The following is a 20,190-nucleotide window of genomic DNA, read 5'->3' as shown; positions in this document are numbered from 1 at the left end:
GCCCCGGCTTAAGAGGCAGAAGAAACTGCAATTCTTCTGCCAAAAGCTACCCCCTCAGGAGCAGTCCATTCATGAATCAAAACCGCGTCCTGGTCGTTGACGACGAACACCTTATCAGCTGGTCCCTGGCCAAAACCATGGAGGACGCCGGCTACACGGTGGAAACCGCGGCGACCGGAGCCGAAGCGACCGAAAAATTCGCCACCTTTCGCCCCCACCTGATCCTTCAGGACGTTTTCCTGCCCGACGCCAACGGCATGGACCTCCTTGAACAGTACAAGGCCGACGATGAAGACGTCATCGTCATCATGATCACCGCCAATGCCCACATGGACTCGGCAGTACAGGCCCTCAAACTCGGGGCCGAAGACTACATCGGGAAGCCCTTCAACCTCGAGACGGTCAAGCACACCATCAGCCAGGCACTTGAAAAGAAGCGCCTGAAAAAGGAAGTCGACGTCTTTCGCAGGGGCCTGCGCAAAAAATACGACCACGACACGCTGGTCGGCAATTGCCCCAAGATGATCGAAATCTTCAAAACCATCAAGGTCTGCGCAGAGACCGACTGCAAAACCGTTCTCGTCCTCGGAGAAAGCGGCACCGGCAAGGAACTGGTGGCCCGGGCCATTCACCAGCACAGCTCCCGCGTTGACGAGCCCTTAATCGAAGTCAACTGCGCCGCCATCCCCGAGAACCTTCTCGAGAACGAACTCTTCGGCCACGAAAAAGGCTCCTACACCGACGCGTCCAGCCGGGAAAAGGGGATCTTCGAACTGGCCGAGGGCGGTACGGTCTTCCTCGACGAGATCGGCGACATGCCCATCGCCATGCAGGCCAAAGTCCTCAAGGTCATCGAGACCAAGCGTTATCGGCGCCTCGGCGGCAAGGAAGACCTCGAGGCCAACGTACGCATCATCGCCGCGACCAACCAGAACCTTCCCAAGATGGTCGAGGAGAAACGGTTCCGCGGCGACCTCTTCTACCGGCTCAACGTGATGGCGATCCTCCTGCCCCCCCTGCGCGAGCGGATGGAGAACATCCCCAACCTCGTTCAATACTTCATCCAGCGCCTCAATGAAGAATACGGCAGGGCCGTCGAGGGCGTCTCCCCCAAGGCCATGGAGTACCTTCTGCAGTACGAGTGGCCGGGCAACGTCCGAGAATTGCGCAACTCCATCGAGCGGGTCATGATGCTGGAGCAGGGCAAGACCCTGACCTCCAAATTCCTGCCCAGCGAAATCCGCAAGGCCAGCCCGGAGATCGGCGACACAGAAGAGAAGCCCGCCGAGAACACCCCCGACACACCTCCTCACCGGATCACCCTGCCGCCCGAAGGCATCTCCATCGGTGAAGTCGAAAAAGAACTTATCCAGCAGGCCCTGGCCCGATACGGGGGCAACCAGACCAAAGCCGCCAAGTGCCTCAGCATGACCCGGGACACCCTGCGATACCGGATGAAAAAGTTCGGGATCGACGAAAATCCCGGCATCGATGCGGACCATGCCTCCGTGGCCAACTAAGCCGCCGGCAGGCCATCGCCCGAGAAGCACCCGCAGGACGGCGGATCAGGCCGATAGCGATCCGGCCCGACGCCTCCGCCTTCCCGAGCCTGACGGCCAGGCGCACAGGAAATAGACAATGAATGCATTATCGATCATACCGCCCGCTTTCTTCGCCGCCCTCCTCTTTCTGCCCCTGGCGGCCTCGGCCGACACCTGCCTGACGACCGACTGCCACGCCGACATCAGCGCCAAGAAGAACCTCCACTCCCCGGTCGAGGAAGGAGACTGCCTCCTCTGTCACATTCAGAACGCCCCGAAGCACCCCGGCGGCGAAGGCGACCCCTTCGAACTGATCCAGGGAGCGGAGCTCTGCTACCAGTGCCACGACACCATGGGCCAGAAAAAGGTCGTGCACTACCCCGTCGCCGACGGAGACTGCCTGTCCTGCCACAATCCCCACGGAGCCGAAGGCCGCTTCCTCCTGCCCAACGACGAGGACCAGTCCGAGACCTGCATGCAGTGTCACGACCCGGAACTCTTCGAGCAGGAGCACCTCCACGGCCCCGTTGCGGTCGGAGCCTGCACCGAATGTCACGACCCCCACGAATCGGACCACCAGGCCAGGCTCAAGACCGACCTTCGCCAAACCTGCCTGAAATGCCACGTGACCATGGCCGAGGGGATGGCCAGCGCAAAAGTCGTTCATGCCGCTGCCCAGGAGCAGGGCTGCACCACCTGCCACAACCCCCACAGCGCCCCCCTGCCCCAGCTCCTCTCCGAGGCGATGCCCGAGCTTTGCTTCAACTGTCATGAAACGGTCAAAGAGACCGCGGATACAGCCGAGGTCAAGCACAAGGCGCTCTACCGGGACCGCAGCTGCGGCACCTGCCACGCGACCCACTACTCCGAATTCGACGCCCTGCTGCCCCTGTCCCAGAAGGACACCTGCCTGTCCTGCCACGGCAAGGACGACTTCAAGAAAACCGACGCCCTGCGCAATATCCGCAAAGAACTGGAGGGCAAAACCGTTCTTCACGGCCCCATCCAGGACGGCGAGTGCGCCGCATGCCACAGTCCCCACGGCTCGGACAACACCCGCCTGCTGACCGGCCCCTATCCCGACGCCTTTTACGCCCCCTACAAGGAAGGCAGCTACGACTTCTGCCTGCAGTGTCACAACAAGTCGATGCTGAGCTTCCCGGACACCTCGATCTACACCGAGTTCCGCAACGGCAAGCAGAACCTGCACTTCCTTCATGTGGCCGACCCGCGCAAAGGCCGCACCTGCCGCGCCTGCCACCAGCCCCACGCCAGCGACAGCGAAAAGCTGATCAGCAAAAAGGGCAGCTCTTTCGGCGCCTGGAATATCCCCATCCGCTTCGCCCCGACGCCGACAGGCGGCAGCTGCTCCCCCGGGTGCCACAAAACCGTCAAATACGACCGGAAGGACCCCGCAACCAACTAGCACTCCGGAGCGCCAATGCAGTTCCGCGAAACAGAACCGCCCCCCCCAGCGCCCTCCCCAAAGGAGGGCGCTCTTTTTTTGTTCATCCCGGAATTCCGGGGAGTTGAAACTCACCCCGTGTGACGCAGCCGGAGCGCAGCGGACCTTTCGGGAATTAGGCGGGCAAATGTCTGAGCGAAGCGAGTTTTTGCCCGTCCCCGAAAGGTCCGTGGAGCGAAGGGGACCCGAAGGGCAAGGAGGCGGGCGGCCTTCTTTTGGTTACTTTGCTTGGCCGATCAAGAAAAGTAACTCGCCTGGCGGGGCGAAACCCGCCGACTTAAAGGCTCCAAGACATAATCAAAACCCAGGGGAGTTGGTCCTTGCCGGCCCCACCCTTTGTCGCCTGCGGAGGCAAATCCACGAAATTCTCTGAAGAGCCCCATCTATTGACTCCCCTCGAAACCGGGGGAGCCCAACTGTGCCATTGCACACTCCCCCATCGCACAATTGCGTTATTTCCCCCAAAAACACCCCCCGTGGGGGAAATGCCCCCCCACCCCGGGACGCCCCCGGCGCCCGAAATCCTTTTAAAAAGCCCCCACCAAAACCCCACAAGCGACTGTTTTAACATGCCTTTCCAACAAAAACCCCGCCCACACACCCCGCCGATCAAAACCTGGCACCAACCTTGCTAAAAAAGGGGATACAACCAGCAACCTTTTGGGGAAGGTGATTGGTTACATCCCTTGAGCATGGGAGACAGTGGTACCATCCGGATTGTCCGGATCGCCGTCAATCAGGCTGCAAGGGGAGTGTTCGGAAGAGAGCCATGCAGGAGAAACGGCAGCACCTGCATAAATGCAGACTGCCAACCATCAACCTGAATGGGAAGGAAGGAAGAATACCATGAAGAAACGTTTCTTGATTGCCCTTTGTGCCGTGGCTTTGACCCTCGGGGGCGCAGCTGCTGCCTTTGCCGACCTGGCTCCCGGCACTGGCGTTGTTGACTCAAAGCACGACATGCTCAACTACACCATCAACAACAGCGGTACTCCTGACGAGTACGAGCGCGTTTGCGCCTACTGCCACACCCCTCACCACGCCATCGAAGACAGCAACTCCGACTACCTCCCCCTGTGGAGCCGCACCGTGACGGCGACTGACTTCGACCCCTACACCAGCGCTACCTTCAGCCAGGCTGGCCTGTTCACTGACCCGGTCATCGGCCCCTCCCGTCTCTGCATGGGTTGCCATGACGGCGTGGTCGCCATCGACGCCTACTACGGCGCTGTCGGCACTCCCGGTCTGACCGAAGGCGACGGCTGGGGCGAGATCGGCATCGGCATCGAGCCCAACACCCTGACCAACGACCATCCCATCGGCTTCAGCTACCTCGACGCCCAGACCGCTGATGGCGCTGCCAACCTGCACCCCGCGACCAACGCTTTCGCTGGCGGCACCGTTATCGCCGACGTTCTGTACGACGACGGCACCGGCGCCGGCAAAGAAATCATGACTTGCGCCACCTGCCACGACGTGCACAACGGCCCCGAAGTTGACGACTCTGACGACAACACCGGCTGGTTCCTCTACGGCACCCAGACCGATTCGGGCTTCTGCACCACCTGCCACAACAAGTAATTCAGCATTCGCTGAGAAAAACAAAAGAGCCGCCGGTTTTCCGGCGGCTTTTTTGTTTTTCAGACTACAATTCCAACAACGATCTTTGATTCGAATGAAGAAGGAAGTCTCTTTTTCGACAACCCCCGACCTGGCCGTAGATAAAATCCCCCCAAAACACCCACAGGATCTATCCCACGCTCGATCAGCCACGACAAAAGACACGACGTTCTTCCCTTTTAAAGACACACCCCATCAAAAGAACGCCCATCATTTCCAGAAATGAGAAATCTTACCTGTTTCGCCCCGCCCTTATAACGACCTAGCGCTCATTGTTTCCTTGACCCAACCCCTTATTTCCTATATATAAATACAGATTGCTTCCCACACGATTAGAGCACGCTCACCGCGCGCACGATTGGTTGCGTGCAGATGCACAGTCCAGCAATACCCATTGAATCGGACGTCTCCGCGGACTCCCACATGGCATAGAGATTCGTTTTTGTCTATATTTGTCTGACTGGTCAAACGTCTTATCGAGAAACTTTTTTCAGGGAGTTCAACCATGCACCGGATTTTTCACACGTTCTCGAAGTCCTGTCTCCTTCTGACCGTACTGACCCTGGCGGCCTTGATCTCCGGCTGCGCACCGGCAAAATCGACCCAGCAGCGCAAGGCCATCTTTTTCCCGCCGGCGCCGGACCCGCCGCGCATCGAGTTCCTGACCGGGTTCGCCAAGTCTAGCGATATCGAGGAGAAGAAAAGCGCACTCTCTCTCCTCTCCCTCGGATCGGACCAGCAGGGCCCCGAGGTGATTCGCACCCTGACCAAGCCCTACGGCATTGCCGCCTACCAGAGCCGCATTTACGTCGCCGACACGATCACCGGGCACCTCTCGGTGATCGATCTCGAGCAGAAGACCTTTCGACATCTCCCCGGCAACGAAGGCCCCGGACGGCTCCAGAAGCAGGTCAACCTCGCCGTTGACGACGAAGGCAACCTGTATGTCGCCGACACCAAGCGGCTCGAGGTCCTGATCTACGACGCCGCAGGGGATTACGTCGCGAGTGTCGGCCGCATGCTGGACATCAAGCCGGTTGACGTGGCCGTCGACAAAGACTTCCTGTACATCCTCGACCTCAGTCACAGCGACATCAAGGTCCTGGACCGCAAAACCTTCAAACACCTCGACACCATCGGCCGGAACAGCGAAAACCCCGCCGAGAACCTGTCCCTGCCGACCAACATGGCCCTCGACGACAACGGCGTTCTCTACGTCGCCAACGTCACCTCGAGCAAGGTGATCAAACTGGACCGGGACGGCCATTTTCTCGGCTCCTTCGGCAAACGCGGAACCGGGCTCGGCCAGTTCGGGCGCCCGCGGGGCATCTCCGTCGACAGCGCCGGCCGCCTCTTCGCCATCGATGTCGAGCACCAGAACGCCCAGATTTTCGACACCAACGGCCGCCTGCTGATGTTCTTCGGCGAACCGGCCTCGAAACTGCCCACCGGAACGATGAACATCCCGGCGGACATTTTCGTCCACCGCGAGGCCCTCGATTTCTATCAGCAATTCGCCTCCCCGGGCTTCACGCTCGAGGAAGTGATCCTGGTGACCAACCAGGTCGGCAACGAAAAGGTCGCCATCTACGGCCTCGGGCGGATGGAAGGGGTCGACTACGAAAAATACGTGGAAGAGACCGAGAGTCTCCGCAAGAAAAAAGCCGAGAAGAACAAGAAGTAATCATTTTCCGACGAGCAGGCCTTTAGGCGTGACGAGCCGAGACAAAAAAAAGAGCACCGCCGGGTGGCATAACGACAGACGCCTGTGTCTGATCGCCGTCCTCCTGGTGTGGTTGACCCTTGCCCTGTCCGGGTGCAACCAGGTCACCCGGCACAAGGTTCTGACCACCTTGTTCGACGGGGTGCCGTCCCTGCCGCCCGTGGACGAGATGTGCATCGAGTACACGGAACAGCTTGCGGCCGCCCCCACCGAGGCCTCGGTTCAGGCCGCCGCCGACCTGGCGGCCTCGGCGCCGAAAAAGCTCTCGCACCACCGGCCGTTCATGGAAAAGCGCTGTTCTGACTGCCATGCACAGGACAAGCCCGAGAACGAAGGGTTTGTCGCTCCGAAGCGGGACCTGTGCTTCGTCTGCCACGACAAATCGCTGATCGCCGGCAGCAACGTGCACGGCCCGGTCGCGGTCGGAGACTGCCTGGCCTGCCACCTCCCCCACGATTCGAAAAACGCGTCGCTGCTCATTTTCCCCAACGGATCCCTCTGCGCCAACTGTCACCAGGAGCAGCGCCTGGCATCGAGCATGCATCAAACCCTTGCCGAGAGGCATGTCAGCTGCACGGAATGCCACGACCCGCACGCCGGCGATACGCACTATTTTCTCAAGTAACTCAACTCGTTAGCGCAGTCATGGCGACGACCACCGACAGAGAACCGGAAACCGTGGCGCTCAGGCAGTATTCCAAAAACCAGACCTCCACCCCGCGTCGAAGCGTCCTGGCCGGATTGCTTCTCGTCGTGCTGTTCGTCGGTTTTGCCGGCGAGGCGTGGAGCGCCACCTACCGCCGCACCCTGCTGCGCCTCGAGCAGCTTCGCCAGTCGGTCGCCCTGACCTACAACTACAACGGGCGCACCTTCAAAAGCGATTACGGCCAGGACAACAACGCCCACGCCCATCGCTTTGGCGAAAAATACCAGGCCAGGGTGCAGTACAGCATCCTCGGCCAGGACCTGCTCCACGGCTCGCTATTGCTCGGGCTCTCCGGGGACCAGGTGACTCAGAAAAGGGCCAATACGGGCGACACCGACTCCACCTCCGGCTATGGCCTCGAATACGAGATCGACGGCGTTCTTTTCGATGAGCGCCCCTACAATCTCGCCTTTTACGCCCGGTCCTATGACAGCCTGACCAGCGAACCTTTCAACTTTTACAGCTACGAGACCTATAACGACGCCTACGGCCTCAGCCTTCTGCTGAGCAACGACACCCTTCCCAGCAGCGTCAGTTACGACAAAAACCGAAACGAAACGGACGGCATTCCCGGCGGGGACCGGACCCTCACCAACGATTCCTTCACCCTCGAATCGAGGCATGTTCACGAGGAAAAAAGTACCACCAAGATGCGCGTTCGCCTCTCGAGCAACCAGATCGATTATCACAACAAGTCCGATCGGGACAAAAGCACCAGATCGGCCAAGGTGACAGTGAACAACCGGTACTATGCCGGAGACAAGACCAAAACGAACCTGCGGTCGAACTTCAGCTTTTCCAAGGACAGCGGGTTTCGCGAGAATCGAACCCTTTTCTGGGGAGAAGGGCTCGAAGTCGTCCCCGGCAAAGCGCTCAAGCTCGGAGCCGAATTCGATTACGCCAAGAGCGACAACGATATCCAGGACCGCGTCGAGTGGCAAACCAGGGCCTATGCCAACCACACCCTCTTCCGCAACCTGACCACGCGACTCGAAGGCCACTGGAATTACTCCGATCTTTCCATCGGCACCGAGAAGCACGCTTTCGGCCTCTTCAACCTCGGATACCGCAAAGTCCTGCCGAAAAACGGCAGAATCAGCATCAGCCTCACGGAAAAGTACGGCATCACCGACCGGAACGTCTCCGAGCAGCGCACCCCGGTACGGGGCGAACTGATTCGGGTGGAAGACCCGTTCGACCTTTACCTGCTCGGCAATCCCAACATTCTCGTCGATACGATCGAGGTCTTCATCTGGGTCAGCGGCATCCCCCTCGACGAGGGGATCGACTACGAAATCTTCCAGGACCGCGAAAACACCTACCTCTTCTTCGCCGATTCCGCGACCGTGCAGCCGGGGATGGCCATCGCCGTCGATTACATCTATATCGACAACGACTCGGTGGAATATTCCACCAACTATTTCGCCAGTTCGGCCAATCTCAGCCTTTTCAACAACCGTTACGAGCTGTACACAGCCTTTATCTACAACAACCAGAAGCTGATTTCCGGCGACGACACCCTGATCCCCCTCGACACGGCATACTCCTATCTCGCCGGGATCAACGCCAACTATTCGCGGTTTTCCTGCGGCACCAAAGCCCTCTATTTCGACTCGCCGACCGACACTTATTTTTCCCTGGAAGGGTTCGGGAACTACAAGCGCCGGATCGGCCAGAACAATCTCTATCTGCAGGCCAGGGATATCTACACCCGGCAAATCGACGACGACAACACCAACAACGACCTGATCCTGGAAGGCAAGCTCCACCGCAAGCTGGGCCGCAAAGCAAAGCTGAAATTGAGGGGTTACTACCGAAACCGGACCGGCACCCGGGACCGGGACGACATTATCGCAAGCGCCGACCTGGAGATGGGCCTGGGCAGGGTCAAGGTGCACCTGACCAGCAGCCTTCGCTGGATCTTTTACGATGACACCTCGTCGCGCCAGGACAACGTGCTGCTTCGCCTGACCCGTTTTTTCTAGGCCCGCCCGGCGCAAGGGTTGGAAACTTATCGCGTCATGCCTGAACGTCTAATAAAAAATTTCGCCGCGGCAACGGGACTGCTCGTCCTCCTTGCGGCCCTGTGCCTGGCCGGGTGCGCCGCCTCCCGACCGGCGGCTCCTGCCGCGCCCGACCGTGAGATCGCCTGGCCCGCCCCCGCTGCGTCGCCGCGAATCGAATGGCTCGGGGCCTTCCGCGGCGCCGAGGACCTGGGGCTGAACAAAGGCCTCTGGAGCAGGATGCGCTCTTTTATGACCGGCGAAGAGCTGCCCTTCCTGGTCCGCCCCTACGGAATCGACGCCCAGGCCGATGCGCCTCTCTTCATTGCCGACACCGGCGGCGCCCGCGTCCACCTAATCGACCTGCAACGCCGCCGCCACGAGGTGGTCGCCGGCAGCGAGGAGCTCCTTTTCCGCTCGCCGATCGACCTGGCCAGAGACGGCCGGGGCCATCTCTACATCACCGACTCGGCCCTCGGCGCCATCCTCCGCTACGACCGGAAAAAAGAGGTCCTGACCCGCTTTGCCGCGACCGGGCTGAAGCGGCCGACCGGCATCGCCTACGCACCGCAGCAGGCCCTGCTCTACGTGGCCGACGCGCAGGCCCACCAGGTGGTGGCCTTCGATCTCAACGGCGCCGAGCGGAGGCGCTTCGGCATGCGGGGCTCCGCCGCCGGCCAGTTCAACTTCCCGACGGCCCTCTCCGTCGCCGGCAACGGCGACCTGCTCGTCACCGACGCCCTCAATTTCCGGATCCAGAGATTCGCCGCCGACGGCCGTTTCCTGTCGGCCTTCGGCCAAGCCGGCGACGCCCTCGGCCACTTCAGCCGCCCCAAGGGGGTCGCCCTTGACAGCGCCGGGAATGTCTACGTCTGCGACGCCGAACTCGACACCGTGCAAATCTTCAACGACTCCGGGCAGTTGCTGCTCAATTTCGGTACAAAGGGTAACGGCCCCGGGCAATTCCTGATGCCGACCGGGATATTCATCGACGAGCGGGACACGATCTACGTCGCCGACTCCTACAATCAACGCATACAGATTTTCAGGTTTATAGACCATGACCGGACACCGATTGAAAAATAAACGGCTCTCGGAAAACAACCGTCGATCCGACCGGAACCGCCCGGCCCGCCTGCTGTTGCTGCTCGCGGCGATAGCCCTTCTCGTCCCGGCCGCCCCGGTCCACCCCCTGAGCCCGTCGACCAGGGTCACCGACGGCTACAACCGCCACAACCTCTCGATCGAGGGCCCCGGCGAGGCCGGAGTCACCCGTGCCACGACCGAATCCCAGGTCTGCATCTTCTGCCACGCCCCGCACCACACCGCCATCGTCCAGCCCCTGTGGAGCCGCGACCTGCCTGACGAGACCTACACCCCTTACGCCTCCTCGACCCTCAGGGCGACCACCCTTCCCGACCAGCCCAACGACGCCTCCTTGCGCTGCCTGAGCTGCCACGACGGCACCATCGCCCTCGGCATGCTCAGCCTCGAAGGCGGCGCCGTCAGGAACATCGACGACCTGCCCAGCCTGGCCGGCCGCGAGGGGTCCCACCTGAGCACCGACCTGTCCAACGACCACCCGATCTCCTTTCCTTACGCCAGCTCGCTCTCCTTCGGGTCGGAGCTGATCTCCTCGCCTTCGGGGGTAGAGCTGGTCCTCGGAGAGGTCGAATGCACCACCTGCCACGACCCGCACCAGGACCTGTATCCGCCCGAGGACGAACCGACCGAAAGCGGCAAATTCCTCGTATTGGACAACAACCAGAACTCCGGCCTGTGCATCGCCTGCCACGACGTGACGGGCTGGCCCTCCTCCGCCCACCTCCTGCCCGGCGACCCCTGCGGCAACTGCCACATGCCCCACGACGCCGACCAGCCCGAGAGGCTGCTCCAGGGCTCCACCTCCCAGGAAAGCTGCCTGCTCAACTGCCACGACGGCAGCGGCAGCGAGGCCGACATCGCCTCGATGATCACCTACGGCGGCGTCCACCTGGCCGTACTCGGCCTCGTAGACGGAAAGCATGACCAGAACGAAAACCCGATGGATTTCGACCCCTTGGCCAGCGAAGAGGAAAACCGGGCCCACGTCGAATGCGCCGACTGCCACAATCCGCACCAGATGCAGGACGAATCGGAGCCTCTGGCGGCACCGCCGCTGACCAACGGCCGGATCGACCAGGTGGTCATCGAACGGCTCGGCACCGGCACCGTCACCACCGCCAGCTACGAATACGAGATCTGCTTCAAGTGCCACAGCGAAAACTCCTTCACCCCCGTCGCCGTCCCGCGGCAGATCAGCGAACCGGACCTGTCGCTCCGTTTCGATTCCGACAACGACTCTTTTCACCCGGTCACCGCCGTCTCCGCCACCTCTTCGTCCAGCCTGCGCCCCGACATGATGGACGTCACCCTGCTCCAGGCAATCCGCTCCCTCGCCAGCGGCCGGGTCTACTGCACCGACTGCCACAACAGCGACTCCGGGCCGACCGCCAAGGGGTTCGTGGCCACCGAGCCGAACGGCCCCCACGGCACGAACTATCCCCACAACCTGATCGCCAACTACGAGCAGGACAGCCCGACCCTCTCTTTCCAGGTGGACCATTACACCCTTTGCTTTCGCTGTCACGACCCCGCCATCCTCTTGAGCGGGGGAACCTTTCACACCGAGCATGTCATGACCCTGGAGACCCCGTGCTCCGTCTGCCACGACCCCCACGGCGTCCCGCCCAACCCCCTCGTGACCAACGAGGCCGTCAGCCTGATCAACTTCGACACCCGCTTTGTCGATAAAGAGACCGCCGTCCACGACGCGAGCGCCCGCAGCTGCGACGTCAGCTGCCACGGCACCAATCCGAAGCTCTATTAACCGAATCGCTGGCAAGCGTTCCGGCCGGAGCAAAGGTTTCAGGGGAAAACGAGCAGGGGGAGCGGCCCGCAGGTTCCGCGTTAACGGAAGACCGGGTCAAGGCCCCCCGGCAAGAAGGATTTCACAACTCAGGCAACGGCCTGAATTTATTTCATCGAGGAGGATTCGCCCATGTTGCGCCACGCATTGATCCCGGTTCTTGTCCTGCTGTTTTCACTTCCCCTTGCGCTTTACGGCGAGGAGACCGCGAAGCGCGAGTTCACCCCCGCAGATAAAGCGAAAAGCGCCAACCACAACTACGCCTGCATCGAATGCCACCGCGAAAGATCCCCCGGCCTTTATGCCGAGTGGGTCCAGGGCCCCCACGCCTCCGCCGGCGTCGGCTGTCTCGACTGCCACGGCGCCGACCGCCGCGAGCAGGACTCCTTCAAGCATTTCGGGCGCATCCCCATCGGCACCGTCGTCACCCCCAACGACTGCGCCCGATGCCACAAAACTATTCTGCGCGATTTTTTCCTCGACGGCCATTCCCAGTCCCTGCGCATGCTGCGCAATATGCCCGAGGACGACCCCCGCTACCCCCTGATCGAACCGTATAAGGAGAGCGATTTCGCCGAATGCGCCGGATGCCACGGCAGCGAGATCCGCCTGGCCGACGACCGGCGTCCCGCCGTCGGCACATGGCCCAACAGCGGCGCCGGGCGCATCAACCCCGACGGCAAGCCCGGCGCCTGCTCGAGCTGCCACAAGGGCCACCGCTTCAGCGCCGCCAGCGCCCGCCGCCCCCAGGCCTGCCTCGGCTGCCACGACGGCAAGAACTACCCGGAAGGCTCCATCTACCTGCACTCGCCCCACGGGCTGATATTCGACGACCTGGTCGCCGGCCAGCCCCTCGACCTGCCCTCCCACTTTCTCGATTCATCCCGGTTCGCCGCTCCGAGCTGCGCCCTGTGCCACATGAACGGCGCCGCCCCCGGCCTGGCCACCGAACACAACCTGGCGGCCCGTCTGCCCCGGGAGCTGACCGAGCCCGCCGCGGCCGAAAGGAATGCCCCCGACGAGCGCCGAGGGCGCATGGTCAGCGTCTGCCGGCAATGCCACGAAGAGACGACCGTCGAGCGCATCTTCGCCGCCTCAGACGCCCGCCTTGCCGCCTACCAGGCCGAGGTCGTCGAGCCGGCGCTGGCCGACTACCGCAAAAGACTCGATAAAGCCAAAGGGGATAAACGCTCGGCGCTGCTGCGCGAATACGGCGCTTTCCTGACCGAAGCCAAGCGCTACCGGATGAATCTCTACATGGGACAACACGGGCGCAGCGAGCGCCCCTAGGAGAGGGGGGCGGACTCCCCGGGTCGAAGCGAAAGCCCAGGCGGTTGAGCTCAGAGTTTGGCACGCCGGGGATCGCACAGCCGAAGCGATGGGCCGAAAAGGAGCGGAACTCGGCCCAAACAGCCGGGTTGGCATCCGGCCCATGAGTCGTCCCACGCCCTTCCGGCCCGACGAACCCTCTGGGGCAAATACCCCAGAGGGTTTTACATTTCATGGGGAAGTTCCCCCACATTGATTTATATGTATTTGCTCATGCCTCGTCGGGGGCCCGCCGTCCATGACGCCTCGGAATAAGGATTCTTCAATATCCACGGGCTGTTTCGCTCCATCGGCCGTTCGGGGCCAGAAACAGCCGAAACAAGGCACGGTTAATGCAATCATGTTTACCTTGTGAATGGCTCTCTTTCACAGGACGCAACATGAGGAGGTTGGGCTCCTTGGCTCGCACGTACCCCCAATACGGGCGAGACCTCTGGGACCCCTGCAACAAAGAAAGGAGTTTGCAAGGACATTTCAGAGGCTAAAGGAAGCAACCGACTAACCCAACCGTCTTACCAAGGAGTCCACACGATCTGCCGAAAACGGGAAATCGCTTCCCGGAATCAATCGGATGGACAAGACCCGAAAAGGAGAGGAATTAAAATGATTCGCCTTTCAAAAGACAAAGCCCTCACCGGGGCGGCGCTTCTCGCAAGCGCGGCCCTGCTGCTGATCCTGTCAGCAGGGGCCGCCATGTCCGCTCCGGCGGAGCATGACGACATCGTCCTGCGCGACAGGGCCGGTACCCCGATTACCGACCTGACCGGGGCAGCCCCCAACGCGTTCAGCATGCGCATGACCTGCGGCACCACCGACTGCCACGATGGTAGCGGCGAAGGCGCCATGGCCGTGAGCTTCGACGAGATCGAGCGTCACTCCTACCACGCACAGGTCGCCGCCAACGCCCACGAGGGCTGGGCGTCCTACAACCCCGACGGCACCACCTGGGAATCCGGCCCCGCCGCAAAAGGCAAGAACTGGGTCCAGGGCCAGGGCCACATGGGTGCTTGGTGACCGCCTTCCGCTCGACAGTTGTCGAGACTCTTTGATGGTGGCGGCACAACCTACGATGCAGCAGCGGCAAAGATCAACTCCNTTCCTGAAGAAAGTCGACATGTCGTCCGTCGGCAACGCCATGGACTGCGGCGAGTGCCACGTCGGCGGCGGGGCGATGAACTACATCCCCACCAACGGCGACCAGTCGACCCGCCCTGACCTGCGCGACGTTGAGTTCGGCGCCGAGGTCACCTCCTTCAACTACTTCATCGACACCTATGACCTCGACGGCGACGGCGTGCTCGGCGACGCGGTCAAAATCGACTACGACGCCACCGGCGTTGTCGAGATGGACTGCTTCGCCTGCCACCTCGAAGGCTACGAGTACGCAGCCCGCAAGGCCACCCTGCGCCTCGGCCAGTTCGACCTCTCCCGCGCCATCGGCGCCGGCATCGCCACGCCCGAGGACAACGGCCTGACGGTGAAGGACCACGATACCCACAAGCCCGCGACGACCCGCCTCTGGACCGACAGCGACTACGGCACCAAGGTCGTCTACGACGCCGACATGCTGGTCGAAGACGGCGGCGAGTACAAACTCGCTCCGGCCGTGGTCGACCTGATCTCCGCCGCGCCCCCTTCTGACAACTGCGTCAACTGCCACTTCGCGGTTCACGCCGTTGACTGGAAGAAGCGCGGCGAAGCCTGGCGCTCCGACCAGGAAGTCCACTTCAGCCTCGGCTGCATGGGCTGCCACGAGCGCAAGGGCAAAGACGGCGTGAAGTACGGCGACGTCGGCACCAGCGGCCAGTTCATGGGCGGCTCCGACGCCAAGAAGCTCGGCATGTGCGACCCGGCCAAAGGCGGCGCCTCCAAGTTCGACGCCCTCGCCAACCAGCTCGACAAGGTCGAGTTCAAGTCCTGTGAAAACTGCCACATGGACGGCGGCGACGGCTCCCAGAACTTCAGCGCCCCCAACCCCGACATTGCGCACGCCGCGGCCGGCCTCAACACCATCATGGCCCAGAGCCCCGGCAACGTCAGCGGCAACGCCGACGCCAGCCACCTCGAGCTCATCTCCTGCGAGGCCTGCCACGTCAAGAAAGACGCCTCGATCACCGGCGGCGCCTTCGTTGACGGCACCGGTCCCGACTCGGAAGGCCGCCTGGCCACCCACGACAACGAGTTCGTCACCCACAGCATGGACAAGTCCGTCGCGCTGTACTGGGGTCCCGACAGCAAGCTCTACCCCGCCAACTACCTGGTCTCCTTCATCTATCGCGACAAGAACGACCAGGGCGACGACATCAACAACGACGGCAAGCCTCTCGGCATGGACGCCGTGCTGCAGACGCACATCGCCAAGTCGGTCGACTACGACCACAGCAAGGCCCTCTTCGCCGACGGCGTCGTCACGGCCGCCGAAGTCAGCGCCCGCATGGCCGACCTCGCTGCCACCCAGCAGGCCGCCATCGACAACGACAGCAACGACAGCGGTTACGGCATGACCTACACCAACGTCAAGATGAAGCTGTCGGCTCTGGGCGTGCCCTTCAAGATCACCCACAACGTCTCGCCCGCCGCCGACGCCTGGGGCGCCGACCCCGACGAGAGCGGCGACGGCTGCGACGACTGCCACAGCCCCAACGCCGGCTTCTACAACGGCGCCTACGACATGCAGGGCTCTCCCTTTGCGGACGATCCTTCATGGATGCAGAAGCAGCGCACCCCCTTCACCAAGGTCAACGGCTTCAGCAAGCCGACCGACATCCACCCGAACGTGAAGGACAAGGCCTTCAAGCGCTCCATCGCGCTTGAGCTGACCGGCAATGCCAGCCTGAAGACCTCGAGTGACCTGACCGGCCTGTACGATGCGGACCGCTCGGAGCTGATCTACGAGAAGACCTTCAAGGTTCCCACCACCGGCACCTTCCACTCCGAGATCGAAGGCGTGGCCTACAAGCCCTCCAGCGATTTCGACGGCGGCGCGGGCACCGCCAACAACAAGGGCAAGCTGATCAAGATCCGCGCCAAGTGCGTCGAGACCGACGACACCGGCGCCATCATCGGCTGTGACGACCGCCTCGGCTCCTGCGCCGAGACCGACGACACCCTCGTCGTCAACGGCGTCTGCGAGGACAACCTCCTCTCCTTCAACTCGCGGACCCTCGCCGGCAACTACGCCGACGCGGCCGCTGTCCTGACCGGCCTGGGCGCTGCCTACACCGACACCCAGGACGAGTACAGCATGGCTCTGAACACCGCCGGCAACGGCTTCAAGATCACCGCCAAGTCCGGCTACAAGGTGCAGATCTGGCCCCAGACCGACTCCACGGTCTTCGGCTTCGACAGCATCATGTACACGGCCAACCCCATCGTCCCGGTCGTCTCCGGCATCGACGCGGACGAGAGCATCGACGGCCAGGCTGAAATGCTGGCCTACCTCGATGCCATCACTCTCGAGAACTCCGGCCTGAGCCAGAACGCCGACGACGAGATCAACGCGATCGTACCGACCGCGACGATCTCCAGCATCGGGGCCGCGACCTTCGACGAGAACACCACCTTCGGCCTCAACAACGCTCAGCTCAGCTACGACTTCGACCACTACACCGCCATCATCGGCACCGAGCTGACATTCAACGCGCTGGACCAGGGCGCCGGCTACAGCTACTACTGGCAGACGTCCGACCTCGCTCTGGGCAACTACGGCCAGAACGACTTCCGTGACGGGGCGACCCAGCTCGAAGGCAACACCGCTACCTACACCTTCGACAAGCTCGGCACCTTCACGATCACCCTGACCGCGGTCTCCCCCGACGGCACCCGGGCTCGCTCCTACGCCAAGGTCACCGTGGTCAACCCGGCGTCGACGATCGCCATCACGCCTGCCGACCTCACCGCCTTCGTTTCGCGGTCGGTCACCATCACCTTCGACACCTCCGGTCTCTCCGTCGCCGACCAGGCGGCTGCTGACCAGCTGGTGATCTACTGGGGTGACGGCAAGAAGGACNCTCTTCTCCGGCTTCGACAACGACGAAGACGGCACCTACACCTACAAGCTGTCCGTCTACACCTGGGACAGCGCCAACAACGTGAAGGTGGACATGAAGCAGACTGCTACGGTTGAAGTTACCCTGCCGTAATCACGACCAGCAGTCAGTTCACTTGCAATGACACATCAGGCCCGGGGATTTTTCCCCGGGCCTTTTTTTCGTCGCCGTGCCTGAGGTCCGTCCGTTATCGACCGAAAGGCTCAGGATAAATGGCCAGGCCCCGCCTGCCCCACCCTGCGCCCGTGACCAAAAAACCGGCGGGTCTCGCCCCGCCTGGCGAGCTACCTTTCTTGCCCGGCCAAGAAAGGTAACCCAAAGAAGGCCGCCCCGCTCCNCGCTCCGGCGGCGTCACAGGGGATGTTCCGCCACCTCCCGAATGCCACCCCAATCCTCCCGGGCCTGCGGGCCAAACGGCCGAGCCCCAAAATCGCCCCACCGCGAACGATCCCGGCCCAACACGGGCCTGTCTCTTCTTCGGATAAAAAAACGGCACAGAGACACCCTTACGGCCCCACAAACGCAAAACGGCCCGGAGTTGCCTCCGGGCCGTCCTCTTTCGCTTGCGCTGATGCGAACCCTCCCCTTACCGGGTCATTCGATCCACTGCTCCACGTCGATCAGGCCGAGCCGGGCGGCGTAGCGCACCAGCTCCATCCGGTTGTGCACGTCGAGCTTCTTCATCAGGTTGGCGCGATGGTTTTCGACCGTCTTCGGGCTCAGGGACAATTTTTCGGCGATCTCGCGGGAGGTCACCCCTTCGACGACGAGCCGCATCACCTGCTGCTCGCGGGGCGTCAGGAGGCCGTACTTCTCGTCGTGGATGGCCGTCTCGCTCTCGGCCCCGGCGAGAATCTTGGCCACCACCTCGTGAGAGACGTTGCCGTCGAGAAAGGAGTCGCCGCGGGAGAGGGCGTCGAGGGCCTCGATCAGCCGGCCGCTGGCGGAATCCTTGACCAGGTAGCCCTTGGCCCCTGCGCGGAACGCCTCGGCGATGTAGTCGAACTTGGCGTGCATGCTGACCACCAGGACCCGGCTCTGGGGAAAGAGCTGGACCAGGTGCCGAACGCAGTCGATCCCGCTCATCTGGGGCAGGGAGACGTCCATCGTCACCAGGTCCGGACGAAGGGACCGGGCCATCCGCAGCGCTTCTTCGCCGCTGCCGGCCTCGCCGATCACCTCGTACCCGGAGCTGCGGTCGATGAGGCTTTTCAGCCCTTCGCGAAAGAGGGGGTGGTCGTCAACGATCAATACGGTATGTTTTCGAGTCATCATGAAATCATCGCCTGACGGGATAGGGTGTCGAGGCCGATTATCACAAAACCGGCCAACAAATCATAGGATTTTCTGCCTCCGGCGCTTCGCCCCTTCGACCGGACGCGAAGAGACTCCCTACCGGCGAGCGCGCTGCCGTTTCAGCGCGGCGGCCAGGTAGTTGCGGTAATTCGGATCGTCCGGAGCGAGCTTCATCGCCGCGCGAAACCTGTCGGCGGCCTCGTCGTAGCGGCCCTGGGCGAGATAGGTGATACCGAGGTTGCTGTGAAACAGGGCGCTGTCCGGGTCGAGGGCCAGGGCCTGCAGGTAGACCTCGATCGCCTCGTCGTAGCGCTTCTGCTTGTGATAGGAAACCCCGAGGTTGGCCCGCGCCTCGGGGTAATCGGGCCGGTCGCGCAGGGCGGCCTGGAAATGGGCGATAGCCTCGTCGAGGCGGCCCTGCCGATCGTCGAGGACGCCGAGGTTGGAATGGGCCTCGGGACTGCGCGGATTGAGCTGAAGCGCTTTTTCGAACTGCCTGGCCGCCGCCTCGGACTGGCCCTTGAGATCCAGGGCGCCGCCGAGATTGACGTAGGCATCGACATACGTCGGCAGCAGGCGGATCGCCTTGCGGAATTCGGCGATCGCCTCGTCCGCGCGGCCGACCTTCTTCAGCTCCGCCCCGAGGTTGCTGTGGGCCATGGGATAGGAGGGATCGGCCTCGACCGCCCGGCGGTAGACCGCGATCGCCTTTTCGACCATCCCTTTCCTGCTGTAGACCGAGCCGAGGTTGTTGAGGGAGACGACGTTGTTGAGCGAAAGGCGGCCCGCCGTCTCGAGCCGGGCGATCGCTTCGTCGTATCGCCCCTGGGCCATCAGGGCCTTGCCCAGGTTGCTGTAAGCCCGGCCGTTCATGGGCGACTTGGCGACGCAGTCGCTCCACAGGGCCACCTCGTCGGCCCAGACCAGGTTGCGGTTCCAGGTGGCGACGCCGAACGCGGCGGTCGCCGCGGCGGCCAGGAGGGCGAAATAGCGCGCCGGAAAACGCCGCAGCGCCAGGGCCGCCCCGACCGCCAGGGCCAGAAACGCCCCGGCCGACGGCAGGTAGACCCGGTGTTCGAAGATCACGTCGTAGATGGGAATCACGCTCGACTCGACGGACAAGGCGACGAAAAACCACAGGATCCCGACGCCGACGAGGCGCGAGGCGGGGTCGCCCAGGGGGTAGGAGCCGGCGGCCTTTCTGCGGAACCCGACCAGGTAGAGCGCGGCGCCGAGCAGCGCGCAGAGCAGCAGGAGGGAAAAGATGGAGGACGGGGCGAACAGGTCGGTCCGGATCGGGAAGTCGTAATCGACGTTCTGGTTGACCGGCAAAACCAGCAGCCGCAGGTAGGTGGCGACGACGCTGAACTGGGTGATCAGGTAAGAGCCGCGCGAGATGTCGGAGGTTTCCCGGGTCATCTCGTTGACGTCGGAGAGCAGCTCGCCGAGGGGCCGGTCGGCGCCGATCATGCCGAGGGGGACGACCGCCAGGGTCAGGGCGACGGGCAGCAGAAAGAGCCATTTCTTGCGGGCGCTGGCCGCGAAGAGAG

Annotated in this window: 12 protein-coding genes and 1 pseudogene; 11 read left to right on the top strand and 2 right to left on the bottom strand. The window is 62.5% G+C overall.

Annotation, left to right across the window (positions count from 1 at the left end; all coding sequences use genetic code 11):
• Positions 1-71 precede the first annotated feature (71 nt).
• The 11 genes and pseudogenes from C0617_RS01095 to C0617_RS16940 form a co-directional block, all read left to right on the top strand.
• The gene (locus C0617_RS01095) at positions 72-1,520 is read left to right on the top strand and encodes a sigma-54 dependent transcriptional regulator (RefSeq protein ID WP_291315178.1); all 1,449 of its coding nucleotides are present in this window, start codon (positions 72-74) and stop codon (positions 1,518-1,520) included.
• A gap of 118 nt (positions 1,521-1,638) precedes the next feature.
• Complete coding sequence (locus tag C0617_RS01090; protein WP_291315177.1) at positions 1,639-2,967, top strand: cytochrome c3 family protein; 1,329 nt, start codon at positions 1,639-1,641, stop codon at positions 2,965-2,967.
• A gap of 885 nt (positions 2,968-3,852) precedes the next feature.
• The gene (locus tag C0617_RS01085; protein WP_291315176.1) at positions 3,853-4,587 is read left to right on the top strand and encodes a hypothetical protein; all 735 of its coding nucleotides are present in this window, start codon (positions 3,853-3,855) and stop codon (positions 4,585-4,587) included.
• A 544-nt stretch (positions 4,588-5,131) separates the two neighbouring features.
• Positions 5,132-6,310, top strand: a complete 1,179-nt coding sequence (locus C0617_RS01080) for a hypothetical protein (RefSeq protein ID WP_291315175.1) — start codon at positions 5,132-5,134, stop codon at positions 6,308-6,310.
• Between the two features lie 28 nt (positions 6,311-6,338).
• A complete protein-coding gene (locus C0617_RS01075) occupies positions 6,339-6,974 on the top strand; it encodes a cytochrome c3 family protein (protein ID WP_291315174.1) in 636 nt (211 codons plus the stop codon).
• Between the two features lie 20 nt (positions 6,975-6,994).
• Complete coding sequence (locus tag C0617_RS01070) at positions 6,995-9,040, top strand: hypothetical protein (protein WP_291315173.1); 2,046 nt, start codon at positions 6,995-6,997, stop codon at positions 9,038-9,040.
• Positions 9,041-9,076: 36 nt separating this feature from the next.
• Positions 9,077-10,144 carry an SMP-30/gluconolactonase/LRE family protein gene (locus tag C0617_RS01065; protein ID WP_291315172.1) on the top strand — a complete coding sequence of 356 codons (1,068 nt, stop codon included), beginning with the start codon at positions 9,077-9,079 and terminating at the stop codon, positions 10,142-10,144.
• Positions 10,134-11,927, top strand: coding sequence for a cytochrome c3 family protein (locus tag C0617_RS01060; protein ID WP_291315171.1), 1,794 nt, complete (start codon positions 10,134-10,136; stop codon positions 11,925-11,927). The genes C0617_RS01065 and C0617_RS01060 overlap by 11 nt, the downstream gene beginning before the upstream one ends.
• Before the next feature lie 171 nt (positions 11,928-12,098).
• Complete coding sequence (locus C0617_RS01055; protein WP_291315170.1) at positions 12,099-13,256, top strand: multiheme c-type cytochrome; 1,158 nt, start codon at positions 12,099-12,101, stop codon at positions 13,254-13,256.
• A 642-nt stretch (positions 13,257-13,898) separates the two neighbouring features.
• Positions 13,899-14,309: a hypothetical protein gene (locus C0617_RS01050; RefSeq protein ID WP_291315169.1), complete on the top strand. Its 411-nt coding sequence runs from the start codon at positions 13,899-13,901 to the stop codon at positions 14,307-14,309.
• Positions 14,310-14,409: 100 nt separating this feature from the next.
• Positions 14,410-17,304 (top strand): annotated as a pseudogene (locus C0617_RS16940) (PKD domain-containing protein); the annotation flags it as partial.
• 634 nt (positions 17,305-17,938) lie between these two features.
• On the opposite strand, the gene C0617_RS01045 reads toward C0617_RS16940, so the two are convergent.
• Together C0617_RS01045 and C0617_RS01040 are read right to left on the bottom strand one after the other, a co-directional pair.
• Positions 17,939-18,619, bottom strand: a complete 681-nt coding sequence (locus C0617_RS01045) for a response regulator transcription factor (protein ID WP_291315168.1) — start codon at positions 18,617-18,619, stop codon at positions 17,939-17,941.
• A 117-nt stretch (positions 18,620-18,736) separates the two neighbouring features.
• A complete protein-coding gene (locus C0617_RS01040) occupies positions 18,737-20,110 on the bottom strand; it encodes a tetratricopeptide repeat protein (protein ID WP_291315167.1) in 1,374 nt (457 codons plus the stop codon).
• Between the last annotated feature and the right edge of the window lie 80 nt (positions 20,111-20,190).

The organism is Desulfuromonas sp. (genome assembly GCF_002868845.1).
In the GTDB taxonomy this organism is placed as follows: domain Bacteria; phylum Desulfobacterota; class Desulfuromonadia; order Desulfuromonadales; family BM501; genus BM501.
This window is presented reverse-complemented; position numbering and strand designations above follow the sequence as displayed.